At 70.7% G+C, this 13,814-nt stretch carries 12 protein-coding genes and 1 pseudogene; 9 read left to right on the forward strand and 4 right to left on the reverse strand.

What is annotated here, in order from left to right:
* Positions 1 to 3: 3 nt before the first annotated feature.
* On the forward strand, positions 4 to 255 hold the full coding sequence (locus ABD211_RS11215) for a Smr/MutS family protein (protein WP_344129085.1): 252 nt from the start codon (positions 4 to 6) through the stop codon (positions 253 to 255).
* Between the two features lie 200 nt (positions 256 to 455).
* Here ABD211_RS11215 and ABD211_RS11220 read toward each other — a convergent pair whose 3' ends face one another.
* Positions 456 to 917, reverse strand: coding sequence for a PPC domain-containing DNA-binding protein (locus ABD211_RS11220; protein ID WP_344129087.1), 462 nt, complete (start codon positions 915 to 917; stop codon positions 456 to 458).
* A gap of 267 nt (positions 918 to 1,184) precedes the next feature.
* Here ABD211_RS11220 and ABD211_RS11225 point away from each other — a divergent pair, with 267 nt between their 5' ends.
* The 8 genes from ABD211_RS11225 to ABD211_RS11260 all read left to right on the forward strand — a co-directional run bounded on the left by ABD211_RS11225 (position 1,185) and on the right by ABD211_RS11260 (position 9,937).
* Positions 1,185 to 2,636, forward strand: a complete 1,452-nt coding sequence (locus ABD211_RS11225; protein ID WP_344129089.1) for a pectate lyase family protein — start codon at positions 1,185 to 1,187, stop codon at positions 2,634 to 2,636.
* 157 nt (positions 2,637 to 2,793) lie between these two features.
* On the forward strand, positions 2,794 to 3,501 hold the full coding sequence (locus ABD211_RS11230) for a GntR family transcriptional regulator (RefSeq protein WP_344129091.1): 708 nt from the start codon (positions 2,794 to 2,796) through the stop codon (positions 3,499 to 3,501).
* Positions 3,498 to 5,120: an ABC transporter ATP-binding protein gene (locus ABD211_RS11235; protein ID WP_344129093.1), complete on the forward strand. Its 1,623-nt coding sequence runs from the start codon at positions 3,498 to 3,500 to the stop codon at positions 5,118 to 5,120. Before ABD211_RS11230 ends, ABD211_RS11235 begins: the two co-directional genes overlap by 4 nt.
* 73 nt (positions 5,121 to 5,193) lie before the next feature.
* The gene (locus ABD211_RS11240; protein ID WP_344129095.1) at positions 5,194 to 6,297 is read left to right on the forward strand and encodes an ABC transporter permease; all 1,104 of its coding nucleotides are present in this window, start codon (positions 5,194 to 5,196) and stop codon (positions 6,295 to 6,297) included.
* Positions 6,294 to 7,211: an ABC transporter permease gene (locus ABD211_RS11245; RefSeq protein ID WP_344129097.1), complete on the forward strand. Its 918-nt coding sequence runs from the start codon at positions 6,294 to 6,296 to the stop codon at positions 7,209 to 7,211. Before ABD211_RS11240 ends, ABD211_RS11245 begins: the two co-directional genes overlap by 4 nt.
* 109 nt (positions 7,212 to 7,320) lie before the next feature.
* Positions 7,321 to 8,502, forward strand: a complete 1,182-nt coding sequence (locus tag ABD211_RS11250; RefSeq protein WP_344129099.1) for a BMP family ABC transporter substrate-binding protein — start codon at positions 7,321 to 7,323, stop codon at positions 8,500 to 8,502.
* 60 nt (positions 8,503 to 8,562) lie between these two features.
* Positions 8,563 to 9,258 carry a biuret amidohydrolase gene (biuH, locus tag ABD211_RS11255; protein ID WP_344129101.1) on the forward strand — a complete coding sequence of 232 codons (696 nt, stop codon included), beginning with the start codon at positions 8,563 to 8,565 and terminating at the stop codon, positions 9,256 to 9,258.
* A gap of 238 nt (positions 9,259 to 9,496) precedes the next feature.
* Complete coding sequence (locus ABD211_RS11260; protein ID WP_344129103.1) at positions 9,497 to 9,937, forward strand: Uma2 family endonuclease; 441 nt, start codon at positions 9,497 to 9,499, stop codon at positions 9,935 to 9,937.
* Between the two features lie 92 nt (positions 9,938 to 10,029).
* On the opposite strand, the gene atzF is transcribed toward ABD211_RS11260, so the two are convergent.
* From atzF to ABD211_RS11275, 3 genes and pseudogenes are all read right to left on the reverse strand, one after another.
* A complete protein-coding gene (gene atzF, locus ABD211_RS11265; RefSeq protein ID WP_344129105.1) occupies positions 10,030 to 11,739 on the reverse strand; it encodes an allophanate hydrolase in 1,710 nt (569 codons plus the stop codon).
* 172 nt (positions 11,740 to 11,911) lie between these two features.
* Positions 11,912 to 13,324 carry an alpha,alpha-trehalose-phosphate synthase (UDP-forming) gene (locus ABD211_RS11270; protein WP_344129107.1) on the reverse strand — a complete coding sequence of 471 codons (1,413 nt, stop codon included), beginning with the start codon at positions 13,322 to 13,324 and terminating at the stop codon, positions 11,912 to 11,914.
* A gap of 283 nt (positions 13,325 to 13,607) precedes the next feature.
* Positions 13,608 to 13,814: pseudogene (locus ABD211_RS11275) on the reverse strand (TIGR03085 family metal-binding protein); the annotation flags it as partial.

Raw genomic sequence — 13,814 nt, forward strand, 5'->3', positions numbered from 1 at the left:
GGCGTGAAGCTCAAGCTCGATCTGCACGACATCTACAACCGTGGTCAGGACATCGACCGCGCGCTGCGCGGGATCATCGACGAGGCGATCCGCAAGAAGGCCGAGCTCGTCGAGATCATTCCTGGCAAGGGCTCGGGCCAGCTGAAGAAGCGCGTGCTCCGGTTCCTGGACCAGAAAGAGATCAAGGCCCTCTACCACCGCGTGGAGAAGGACTCCAAGAACTTCGGCCGGGTCTTCGTCCACTTCCGCTTCTGACCCCGCGCCTCCCCTCGGCGCGGCACTCGAACTTCATGATCTACGGCTGCGGGCGCGAGGCGCCGCGCGATTTGCGGCGGATCCGACATGTCGTTCGCGCTGCGGTATCAAGGTCACTGTCTTGTGGCAGGACGTGCAGCCCAGCTGCACTCCGGTGCACAGAATCGAGATCTTGGCACCCGCGGCAGGCGTTGCGGTGGTCAGTCCTCCAGGGACAGGACCGGGATGTTGTAGAGGTCGGGGCGGGGTGGGCGGCGTAGCTGCGGGGAGACGACCTCGAAGACCAAGAGCTCGTTGACGAACTGGACGGTCGCGCCCAGCAGGTGACTCGTGTGCCCGGCGGCGGCGTAACGCTTGACGCCCGTGGCGAGGTGCACGTGGGGGACGACCCGTTCGGCGTCCGGGTCCCAGGCCAGGGTCGCGCAGCCGATCGCCTCGACGTACTCCACCTGGAGTCTCGTCCACACGGGAGCGACCGGGTCGGCCGGCGCCTCGCAGGTGGCGACCAGGTCGGCGCTGCTGTACGCGCCGAGGAAGCCGGGCACGTAGCCCTGGCGCACGTCGTTGGCCGCGCAGAACTCGCGCAGTGCCGTCATGAAGTCCTCACCGTGGTCGAAGACCACCGCGAAGGTGCGTCCCAGGGTCAGTTCCCGGCTGCGCATCCGGCCTCCCATACAGGTGATCACGGGCGATGGGGGACAGCATGCCCGACGCGGGCGGCGTAACGGTAGGCGGAGTGTGACAGGATTGACATTTGTCGTTGCGTCCCTCTAGCATCGCGGAAAGCGTTTTCCTCGACGGGCCACGCGAGTTCACAACGCGTGCGAGGTGCGGTAATGCAGTCAGCTTGCGATCGGCAGGCGGCGGGGCGAGACGCGCCACCACGCGGCCCCGGACGCATCCGTTCGCACCTAACCGGGAGTGTCCCCATGACCCAAGCCCGAACCGCCGCCGGCAAGCGCCGGTGGCGGCTGCCCGCCATCATCGGAACCGCGCTCGCCATCACGGCGGGCGTCGGCGCGTTCGCCATCACCCGGGCCGACGCCGCGACCATCAACACCAGCGCCTGGTACGTGTTCGTCAACCGCAACAGCGGCAAGGCGATGGACCTCTGGGAGTGGTCGACCGCCGACGGCGGCAACATCCGGCAGTACACCCGCACCGACGCCGTGAACCAGCAGTTCCAGTTCGTCAGCGTCGGCTCGGGCTACTACCAGCTCCGCAACCGGCACAGCGGCAAGGTCGTCGCGGTGCCCAACGCCACCGACGGCGCGCAGGTCATCCAGACCACCGCGAGCAGCGACACCAAGCAGCACTTCGCGGTGAAGGACTCGTCCGGCGGCTACATCCGCTTCATCAACCGGCACTCCGGCAAGGCCCTGGACCTGTGGGAGTGGTCGACGGCCGACGGCGGCATCGTGTCGCAGTACGCCGACCTCGACGGGGCCAACCAGCAGTGGCAGATGATCCAGGTCGGCACCGGCGGCACCACGCCCACCACGGGCGGCGGCGGTGGCGGCACCAGCACGACCGGGCTGGTCGGCTGGGCCACCCAGGGCGGCGGCACCACCGGCGGTGGCAGCGCCGCAGCCACGACGGTGACCAGCTCCTCCGCGCTGTCCAGCGCCCTGTCCGGCACGACCGCGCGCGTGGTCCGGGTCTCGGGCAACATCTCCTGCTCGGGCATGATCACCGTCGGGTCGAACAAGTCGATCCTCGGCAACAGCGGCGCGACCATCACCGGTTGCGGCCTGAACATCTCCAATGCCAGCAACGTCATCGTCCGGAACATCAACTTCACGGGCTGGAACGACGACGCGATCAACGTGCAGTACTCGACGCGGGTGTGGATCGACCACAACTCGTTCTCCAACGGGTACGACGGCGCCGTCGACGTCAAGCGGGCCTCGGACTACGTGACGATCTCCTGGAACCGCGTCTACAACCACGACAAGTCCATGCTGCTCGGTCACAGCGACGACAACGGCAGCGAGGACCGCGGCCACCTTCGGGTGACCTACCACCACAACTATTTCGACGGCACCACGCAGCGGCACCCGCGGGTCCGCTTCGGCAACCCGGTGCACGTGTACAACAACTACTACCGGTCCAACTCCGGCTACGGCGTGGCGTCCACCGAGGGTGCCGGCGTTCTCGTGGAGAGCAACTACTTCGAGAATGTCGCCGACCCGTACCACCTGGGTGAGGGTTCGTCGTCGGCCGGTTCGCTGGTGGCCCGCAACAACTACCTGACCGGGTCCGGTTCGGGCCAGACCGGCGGCTCCGTCGCGTCGATCCCGTACTCCTACAGCCTGGACGCGGCCAGCTCGGTGAAGTCCATCGTGCAGTCGGGCGCCGGCGCGGGCAAGATCAGCGTCTGATCCTGGGGCTTCTGCCGTCCCCCATGGATTGACGGTCGCCCTCCGGTCCCGAAGCGGGACCGGAGGGCGATGCCTTTTGTCGCATTAGCCCGGTCGTGCCACACAGTTCTAACCATCGCGATATCTGCGCGACGTGGGCGAAACCTAGCTTCTCCATATGGATCCAGCGCTGTATACAGCGGAGAGAGGCCAGGCGGGCGAGCGGGCGTACGCCGAGCTGAAGCGCCGGCTGCTCGTGGGCGAGTTCCCGCTGCGCATCCGGCTCGGCGAGGAGCGCCTCGCGGCCCTGCTGGCAGTGTCCCGCACGCCGGTGCGCCAGGCCCTGGCCCGGCTGCACGCCGAGCGCCTCGTGGAGCGCCTGCCCGACGGCGGGTACGCGCCGGCCGCGCCCAACCTGGTCGAGATCCGTCAGCTCTACGAGGTGCGCCGCTCGCTGGAGATGTCCGCGATGCTGCGTCCGCAGGAGCTGGGCACGCGCCACGACGCCGACATCATCGAGTCGCTGCGCGAGGACTGGCGCGCCCTGCGCGCCGACACCCCCGACCCGGACCCCGGGTTCGTCCTGCTGGACGAGAGCTTCCACGTGCGCCTGGCCGAGGCCTCCGGCAACGGCGCGCTCGCCGACCTGCTCGGCGTGGTCAACGAACGCATCCGCGTCGTACGCATGCATGACTTCCTCACCGAGGAACGGATCGACCGCACCATTTCCCAGCATCTCGGCATCGTCGAGGCGGTCGGCACCGGCGACCTCGACACCGCGCATAGGAGGTTCACCATGCATCTCGGCGAGTCCATCGCCGTCGTGGAGGAGCGCGCAACGAGGGCGCTCGCCAAGATGATGGCAAGCGAACTAGGCATGTCATGACCGCCACGGTGCAGGCGCCCACGGCGATCGCGCCCCCGTTGCTGTCCGTACGCGGGCTGACCTGCCGGTTCGGCGAGGTCATCGCGAACAACGAGGTCGATTTCGACGTCGCCGCCGGCGAGGTGCACGCGGTCCTCGGCGAGAACGGCGCCGGCAAGTCCACGCTCATGAAGTTGATCTACGGCGTGTACCAGCCGAACGAGGGCGAGCTGCACGTCGACGGCTCGCCCATCACCATCGACTCCCCGGCCACCGCCCGCTCCGCCGGCATCGGCATGGTGTTCCAGGACATGCGCCTGGTGCCGGCGTTCACGGTCACCGAGAACATCGCGCTGGCCCTGCCCGGCGGCGGGCTGCGGTTCAACCGCAGGGCGCTCGCGGCGCAGATCGCCGAGGCCGCCGACCGCTACGGCCTGCCCGTGCACCCCGACGCCGTCGTGCGGCACCTGTCCATCGGCGAGCGGCAGCGCGTCGAGATCCTCAAGGTGCTCATGGCCGGCGCCCGGCTGCTCATCCTCGACGAGCCCACCAGCGTGCTCGCCCCGCAGGAGGTCGACGCGCTGTTCGCGGCCGTCACCGCGCTGCGCACGGCGGGCCTGTCGATCGTGATCATCACGCACAAGCTCAACGAGGCCCGCGCGATCGCGAACCGCGTCACCGTGCTGCGCGGCGGGCGCACCGTGCTGCGCAACACCGACCCGAAGGAGCTCACCGACGCCGAGCTGGTCGAGGCGATGGTGGGCCGCGCGGTGCCGCCGCTCGCCGGGCACCGGGAGCGGCCGGCCGCCGCCACGCCGCCGACCGTGACCCTCGCCAACGTGAGCGTCACCGGCGATCGCGGTCAGCCCGCGCTGCGCGACGTGAGCCTGAACATCCTGCCCGGCGAGCTGGTCGGGGTGGCCGGCGTCGCCGGCAGTGGGCAGCGGGAGCTGTGCGAGGTCATCCTCGGCCAGCGCCGCATCACCGAGGGCACCGTGACGCTGAAGGACACCGAGCTCAAGGGCGGCGACCCGCGCCAGGCGCTCGCCGGGGGCGCGGTCGGGGTGCCGGAGGACCCGATCACCGACGCGGTCGTGCCGGGTCTGTCCATCGTGGAGCACATGGCGCTCGCCGACCTGGGCCGGTTCCGCAAGGGCGTGGGCATCGACTGGAAGCAGGTCAACGCCGACGTCACGGCCAAGGCCGAGAAGGCCCAGCTGCGCATGGCGCCCGGACACCGGGTCATGGCCGAGCTGTCCGGCGGCAACATCCAGCGGGTGGTCCTGACCCGGGCGCTCGGCGCCCCGGCGACCGTGGTCGTCGCGGCGTACCCGAGCCGGGGCCTGGACATCGCCACCACCCGGCGCACGCAGGAGCTGCTGCTCGAACAGCGCGACGCCGGGGCGGCCGTGCTGGTCGTCTCCGAGGATCTCGACGAGCTGCTGTCGATCAGCGACCGGATCGCGGTCATGCACAACGGTCACCTCGCCGGCGTCGTCGTGCCGGGCGAGACCGACCGCTACGCGATCGGCCAGCTCATGCTCGGCGGCGCGGCGACAGACGAAGCGCCGCACGAACCGCCGCACGCGCAGACGGTCTCCTCACTGGCCGGCGCGGGCGAGGCGGAGGTGGCGGCATGAGCGAGCGTCAGCGAGCGAATCGTCGGCTCAGGTTGAACTCATGGCGGCGCCGGAGCGCAGCGGAGGTGGCGGCATGAGCGACACGAGCGTTCTTGAACCGGCCGCGCCGGCGGCGACGCCCGAGCCGCCCGCGCCGGCCAAGCCGACCATCGTCGAGCGGCTGAAGGCCGTGCCGTGGCTCGGCTGGGTGGTCGCCGTCGCGGGGGCGCCCGTGATCTTCGGTGCGTTCGTCGCTGTCAAGGGGGTCAACCCCTTCACGATGTACGCCGACATGCTCGCCTCGCTGACGACGCCCGCGCAGGCGGAGACCGTCATCATCCGGGCGGTCGTGCTGGTGCTCGCCGGCCTGGCGGTGGCCGTGCCGGCGCGCGCGGGCCTGCTCAACGTCGGCGGCGAGGGGCAGATCGTCATCGGCGCCGTCTGCGCCGCCGGCGTCGGCCTCGTCACCGACCAGCGGCTGCCCGGCGTCGTCGTACTCGTGCTGATGTTGTTGGCGGGCGCGGTCGGCGGGGCGCTGTGGGCCGGGTTGGCCGCGGGCCTGCGGCTGACCGTGAAGGTCAACGAGGCGATCAGCACGCTGCTGCTCAACTTCGTGGCGCTGGACCTGATGCTGGGGCTCATCTACGACCCGTGGAAGGACGCGTCGGGCTTCGGCCAGCCGTCCTCGCGGCCACTGGTGGACGAGGCGCGCCTGCCGCTGTTCGCGCCGGGCTCCAAGCTCAACGTCGGGCTCGTCATCGCCGTCATCGCGGTCGTCGCGGTGTGGTGGGCGCTGAAGAAGACCGAGTGGGGCTTCCGGCTGCGGGTGGTGGGCGGCAACCCGGAGGCGGCCCGGCAGGCCGGCATGCGGGTGGGCCTGCTGCTCGTGTCGGCGATGCTCGTCGGCGGGGCGCTCGCCGGGCTGGCCGGCATGGTGCACATGTCCGGCACCGAGTTCAAGCTGCGGCCGGGCATGACGCTCAACTTCGGCTACATCGGGTTCCTGGTCAGCTGGCTCGCCGGGCACCGCCCGCTGCGGGTCGCCGCCGCCGCCGTGCTGCTCGCCGCGATCGCGATGGCCGGCGACAGCCTCCAGATCAACTCCGGCCTCCCGGCCGCGTCGGTGAACGTGCTGATGGCCGTGGTCCTCCTGGTGGTGCTCGGTTCGAACCTGCGGAGCAGGAAGGTGACGGCATGAACCTGATCACTGAGGTCGCCGCTGGCGGGGTCCGGGGCGGGACGTCGATCCTGTTCGCGGCGCTCGGCGAGACGATCGCGGAGCGGGCCGGCATCATCTACCTCGGCATCGAGGGCAGCATGCTCACCGGGGCGCTCACCGCGTACGCGGTGACGGCGTCCACGGGCAGCCCGTGGGTGGGCGTCGTGGCCGGCGGGGTGGCGGGCGCGCTGCTCGCGCTCGTGCACGCGGTCGTCGTGCTGTGGCGTGGGGCGAACCAGTTGGCGACCGGCTTCGTGGTGCTGTTCCTCGGGCTGGGGCTCACCTCCCTGTTCGGCGCGGCGTACGTGGGCCGGGAGATCTCGGCGTTCAAGCCGTACGCGGTGCCGTTGCTGTCGGACATCCCGTTCGTCGGGCCGGTGCTGTTCAACCACGACCCGCTGACCTACCTGTCGTACCTGGTGGCGCCGGCGATGTGGTGGCTGCTCTACCGCACGAAGGTGGGCCTGACGGTGCGCGGCGCGGGGGAGAAGCCCGAGGTGCTGCGCGCGTACGGGCACTCGCCGGTGCTCGTGCGGTACCTGGCCGTCGTCGGGGGCGGACTCCTCGCGGGGGTCGGCGGCGCGCAGCTGTCCACGGCGTACACGAATGCCTGGTTTGAGAATATGACGATGGGGCGCGGTTTCATCGCGGTGGCGCTCGTCATCTTCGCGGCCTGGCATCCGTTGCGGGCCGTGAGCGGCGCCTACCTGTTCGGCGCGGCGCTGGCACTGTCGCCGGCGCTGCAGGCGCGCGGCATCGGCCTCAACCAGTTCGTCCTCGACGCCCTGCCCTACGTGGTCACGCTGCTGGCGCTGGTCGTGCTCGGGCGGCGGCGGGCCAACGCGGCGCCCGACGGGTTGTCGCAGGTGTTCGACATGACTCCCGCGCGCTGAGGCGCGGGGGGTGTGGGGGGGGGGGGCCNGCGAACGCACCGATACACGCACCAGGCACCACCCGAAACGACGATCTCGTGTCCCTGGACGCACTTGAAAGGTTACTGCGATGCGTGCTGCATACGGATCCCGGCGGGGCACCCGCCGGACCGCGGCGCTGGCGCTGCTCCTGGCGCTCGCGCTGCCGGTGGCGAGCGCCTGCGCCGCCAACACCTCCCAGAACGCGGCGGGCGGCAACGCCGCTGCCGGCAAGCCGGGCACCGGCGGGAAGGCGATCGGCTTCATCTTCGTCGGCCCGAAGGACGACTACGGCTACAACCAGGCCGCGTACGAGGGCAGCCAGGAGGTCCAGAAGGCCTTCCCCGACCTTAAGGTGCTCACGGCCGAGAACGTGCCGGAGGACGACAACGCCACGCGCATCATGGAGGGGATGATCAGCCAGGGGGCGAAGATCATCTTCGCCACCTCGTACGGTCACAAGGACCCGGCGCTCAAGGTCGCCGCGGCCCACCCCGACGTGGTCGTCGTGCAGCAGGGCAACCTGGTCGACGGCGCGCTGCCGGCCAACTTCGGCACGTACTTCGGCACGGTGTACGAGCCGGTGTACCTGGCGGGCATCGTCGCCGGCAAGACCACCAAGAGCAACAAGCTGGGGTACGTGTACGCGTTCCCGATCCCGCAGACCCTGGACAACATCAACGCGTTCCAGCTCGGGGCGAAGTCCGTGAACCCGGAGGCGAAGACCTACGTCGTCAACACCTCGTCGTGGTGTGACCCGGGCAAGCAGAAGGCGGCCGTGGACAGCCTGCTCGCGCAGGGCGTCGACGTCGTGAGCCAGCACCAGGACTGCACCGCCACCGTCATCAAGGCCACCGAGGCGGCCGGCAAGTACACGGTCGGCTACCACGCCAACGCCCAGGCGATCGCGCCGAAGGGCTGGCTGACCGGCTCCGAGTGGAAGTGGGGCCCGCTCTACACGAAGATCGTGCAGAAGACCCTCGACGGCGGCTTCACCGGCAGCGAGTACAACGCGAACTTCCGGGTCGGCCTCAAGACCGGCGACAACCCGTTCGTCCAGTCGCCGTACGGCCCGATGGTCACCGAGGAGACGAAGAAGCTCGTCGCCGACGCGGCCGCGAAGATCGCCAAGGACAGCTCGCCGTTCGCCGGCCCTGTCGTCGACCAGGACGGCAAGGTCCAGGTGCCGGCCGGGACCGTCCCCGACTACAAGACCATCGAGTCGATCACGTGGTTCGTCGAGGGCGTGGTCGGCAAGATCCCGTCCTCCTGACCTTTACGCCGGGGCGGCAGGCCTTGCCGCCCCGGCTTTCCTTCTCGTGGAGGTGACCGCGTGACGACGACGTTCCCCCAGGTCGCGGCCAAGCCGTACGCCTGGCCGTACGACGGCAGCATCGACCCGGCGCGCACCGTACTGCTCAACATCGACTGGCAGACCGACTTCTGCGGGCCGGGCGGCTACGTCGACACGATGGGCTACGACCTGAACCTCACCCGCGCCGGCCTGGCCCCGACCCAGAAGGTGCTCGCCGCCATGCGCTCGGCGGGGTTCCATATCTTCCACACCCGCGAGGGCCACCGCCCCGACCTGGCCGACTGCCCGCCGAACAAGCTGTGGCGCAGCAAGCAGATCGGCGCCGGCATCGGCGACGCGGGCCCGTGCGGGCGCATCCTCGTGCGCGGCGAGCCCGGCTGGGACATCGTGCCCGAGGTCTACCCCGAGCCCGGTGAGATGATCATCGACAAGCCGGGCAAGGGCTCGTTCTACGGCACCGACCTCGACCTGTTGCTGCGCAACCGCGGCATCACCCACATCATCCTGACCGGCATCACCACCGACGTGTGCGTACACACGACGATGCGCGAGGCCAACGACCGCGGCTTCGAGTGCCTGCTGCTCACCGACTGCACGGGCGCCACCGACATCGGCAACTACCAGGCCGCGCTCAACATGGTCCTCATGCAGGGCGGCGTCTTCGGCGCCATCGCCCCGTCATCCGCGCTGCTGGAGGCGATCGGCGCGCTGTAGCGCCACACAGCTCGGCCCGGCCATTTCCTCCCGTCCGGCGCCGGGGCACATCGAGTGGGCCGGACAGCACGGGTCCGGCCCACTCCCATGAATCCAGGCACGGTGTCGGTTCGGGTGCCACAGTGGACGTCGTGACGATCGGCGACGTAGGCCTTCCGTGGACCGAGGACGCCTACCTGGCGTTGGGCGAGACCGGTCCGCGATCGAGCTGCTCGACGGCGGTCTCGTAGTGTCACCGGTGCCGACGCCACAGCACCAGGAGGTGGTGCACCACCTGACGACCGTTCTGGACGGACCGGCTGACGCTGCGGGCCTGGATGTCCACCACGTTGTCAACGTGCGGCTGGGGCCCGCCCGGATCGTGATACCCGACCTGGTGATCGCGCGGCCGGTCGACCCGCACGGACGTGTCGTTGATGCCTCCGCCGTGGTGTTGGTCGCCGAGGTGGTGTCGGCGCACAGCGCCGTCCTGGATCGCGTACTCAAGATGCATCTGTATGCCGAGGCCGGGATTGCCTGGTACCTGGTGGTCGAGCCCGACGGTGACGCCGTTTCCCTCCGGCTGTTCGGCCTGGATGACGGCAACTACGGCCTGCGCGCCACAGCCGCGCCCGGCGACCCGCTCACGCTGGTCGAGCCGGTGACGGTAACTGTGGAGTCTCGCGTGTTGGCTCCATAGCGCTGGAATCGCGGCTCGCATTCCCGCGCTATGGCGCCAGACGTCGAAGCTGGCCGGCGACGGTCCAAGGGCAGCGGGTGGGATCGGCAGGTTTACCGGGCGGCCGTCAGGGCGGCGCGCCAGGAGCCGTGGTGGGTGACGTCGGTGGCGTCGCGGGTGGCGTACTCCTCGGCGAGGAAGCCCGTGATCAGGGTGCCGTCGTCCAGTTCGACGCGGCCCAGGCCGAGGGGCGCGGGGATGAGGCCGAGGAGCGCACCGAGGCCCTGCTGGGGCAGCTGCCACACCTCGACGGCCACGCCGTCCGCCGGCCCGTCGCCGGTGCGGACCAGACCCGGCCGCGCGACCCCGGGCACGTTGAGCCGGAACAGCCGGTACGCCGGGGCGGTGCGCGCCCGGTAGCGAAGCACGCCGCCGACCGACGTGAGCTGCGGGTTGAGCGCCAGGCCGGACATGTGGGCGCCGGCGACCGCGAGCAGCGCCGAACCCGCCGGCACGGCGGGCGTCGCGGCATCCTCGCCGCACCAGGTGGCGGCCAGGTCGAGCAGCGGGTCGTCGGCGAACGCGGGCGCCACGAACTGCACCCCGTACGGCAGGCCGTCGGCGCGCGGGTCCGCCGGCACGGCCACGGCGCACAGGTCCAGCAGGTTGACGAAGTTGGTGTATGTGCCCAGCCGCCGGTTGACGCCGATCGGGTCGGCGGCGACCTCGGCGACCGTCGGGTGGTTCGGCGTCACGGGCAGCATGAGCGCGTCGACCTCGGTCCACGTGCCCTCGGTGGCGCGGCGCAGCCCGGCGAGCCGGTCCTGGGCGGCGAACACGGACGCACCGTCGATCGCCTGGCCGCGCAGGACGATCTGGCGCACGGTCGGGTCGAGGTGCGGGCCGTCCGGCTCCAGGTGGTGGCCGAAGCCGGCCCACCGCTCGGCGAGGAACGGGCCCTCGTACAGCAGCTTGGCGGCTGCCAGGAACGCGGTGATGTCGACCTCGACGACGTGCGCCACGAGGCGGCGCAGGCGGGCGACGGCGACCGCCCAGGCGGCGGCCGACGGCGGGTCGAGGTCGATCGGCCCGGCCGGGATCGCGACCACCCGCATCGTGGTGGCGACGCCGGCCGGCGGCCGGGGCGTTCGCGGCCGCGACCACGGGTCGTCGGGGTCGGCCCAGATCATCGCGGCCAGCGCGGCCCGGCCGACGGCGACGGTGCGGGTGAGCGTCGTGACGCAGTCCAGCGAGCGGCAGGCGGGCAGCAGCCCGCCCGTGGACACGAGGCCGCGGGTGGGCTTGATGCCGACCAGGCCGTTGAACGCGGCGGGCACCCGCCCGGAGCCGGCCGTGTCGGTGGCGAGCGCGAGTGGCACGACGCCGGTGGCGACCGCGACGGCGCTGCCCGAGCTGCTGCCGCCGCTGACATACGCCGGGTCGGCCACGCACGCGCACGCGCCGTACGGGCTGCGGGTGCCGACGAGACCGGTGGCGAACTGGTCCATGTTGGTCTTGCCGATGGCGACCGCCCCGGCGGCCTCCAGTCGGGCGACCGCCCCGGCCGACGTGGCGGCGACCGCGTCCGCCAGCAAAGGGTTGGCGCTGGTGGTGGGCAGCCCGGCGACGTCCAGGTTGTCCTTGACCCCGAACGGCAGCCCGGCCAGCGGCGCGTCCGGGTCGACGGCGCCGGCGGCGACCTCGTCGGTCGGCCGGAGGCTGATCCACGCGGGTCGCGGCGCGGCGTGCGCCGCGCGGGAGGCGGCCACGGCGGGGCTGTCCGGCCGGGACGCCTCGAGCACCTCCCCGGCGGCCAGCTTCATCGACCGACCCCGGGTTCGGCTCCACTGTGGTCACTCGTGGACACGCTGATCACCCCGTCCGCGACAAGGGGATCCGGGCTTGGATCCGCCCTTGGATCCAAGCACAGCCACGTTACAGAAAACGACACGTGGCCCGGCTCCTCGGGGGGCCGGGCCACGTTGTCGGATCCGTCTACAGCACCAGGCGTCCGAGGCCGCTCGCGTCGTGCAGCGCGCTCAGGTACGACTGAGCCCAGGCGCGCACGTCGTGGGCCCGGACATGGCGGCGCATCATGCGCATGCGCCGGCTGGTGTCGCCCGTGCTCGCCTCCAGGACCCGGACCAGCGTGTCCTTGAGGCCGTCGAGGTCGTGCGGATTGACCAGGTAGGCGTCCGTCAGCTCGCCCGCCGCACCGGCGAACTCGCTGAGCACCAACGCCCCCGACACGTCGACCCGCGACGCCACGTACTCCTTGGCGACGAGGTTCATGCCGTCGCGCAGCGGTGTGATCATCATGACGTCGGCGGCCCGGTAGAGAGCGGCGAGCTCCGTGCGGTCGAACGACTGGTTGATGAGGTAGTGGATGGCGGCGACGCCGACCCGGCCGAACTCGCCGTTGATGCGGCCGACCTCGCGCTCCACCCGGTCGCGCAGGATGCGGTAGTGCGCCACCCGTTCGCGGCTGGGCACGGCGACCTGCACCATCACCGTGTCCTGCACCTTGACGCGACCGTCGGACAGCAGCTCGCGGTAGGCCTTGAGGCGCTGCTCGATGCCCTTGGTGTAGTCGAGCCGGTCGACGCCAAGGATGATCTTTTCGGGGTTGCCGAGGTCCTCGCGGATCTGCGCGGCCCGCTTGACCACCTCGTCGCGGCGGGCCAGGGCCTCCATGTCGGCCATGTCGATGGAGTTTGGGAACGCTCCCACGCGGACGACGCGTCCGTTCACCTCGATTTCCGGGTGCCGCACCGGCAACCCGAGGACGCGGCTGGCGAGCTGCGTGAAGTTACGTGCGCCGTACTGGTCCTGGAAGCCGACGAGATCGGCGCCGAGCAGGCCGTACAGCAGGTCGTTGCGGCGGGGCAGCTGCATGAACAGCTCCGCCGGCGGGAACGGGATGTGCATGAAGAACCCGATCCGCACGTCGGGTCGCAGCCCACGGAGCATCGCCGGGACCAGTTGCAGGTGGTAGTCGTGGATCCACACGGTGGCGTTCGGCGGGGCGGCCTCGGCGGCGGCCTCGGCGAAGCGCCGGTTGACCCGCTGGTAGGACTCCCACCAGCGGCGGTGGTAGACGGGCTGTTCCGTCGCGTCGTGGTAGAGGGGCCACAGCGTCGAGTTCGCGAAGCCCTCGTAGTACTCCTCGAAGTCGACCTTGGACAGGGGCACCGCGCGAAGGCGCACCCCGGCCAGGTCGGGCAGCTCGGGGGCTGCGTCGAGGGCACCGGTCCAGCCGACCCAGGTGGCCTGCGTGTGCGCGAGGCTCGGGTGCAGGGCACTGACCAGGCCGCCCGGGCTGCGCCGCCATTCGCGGACGCCGTCCGGTGCGACTGTTTCGTCCACTGGCAGTCTGTTTGCGACAACTACCAGCGAGTTTCGCCGCATGGGGAGAACCCCCTTTCTTGCCGGGCACGACGCCGGGAGGTACGGGCGAGATCATGATTCGTTGCGAGGTATGACCGGATTACCTTGAGTAGATTGATACTCACCGCAGGTTGCGCAACTGTTACGGCTCGGCTAAGGCGATAGATGTTTTCGCTCACGGCCGGAACGGACAATCAAATGTCCTGGTCGACGCCGTGCGGCTTTAACATCTTCAGGAAAAGTTGAGGTTCGCCGAAATTTCGTTCGCGGGGAGCACTCACATACTGAGATGCTTCGATGATTGTCAGAGGCCGAGCCGGGCGTGTCGCAGGCGGTCGACGACCGCCGCCGGCCCGTCGAGTTCCACCAGTGCGTGTCCCTGTCGGCCGGTGAGGAAGAGCAGCAGCTCGGGCGTCGGCCCCGACAGCGTCACGGCCGGGCCGCCCGCTCCGGCCGTGGCCTCGCCGCCGCCGTCCGTGGCGCGCACCCGCACCGCCGCCGGCACGCGCCG

This window comes from Luedemannella flava, assembly GCF_039528515.1.
In the GTDB taxonomy this organism is placed as follows: Bacteria; Actinomycetota; Actinomycetes; order Mycobacteriales; family Micromonosporaceae; genus Luedemannella; species Luedemannella flava.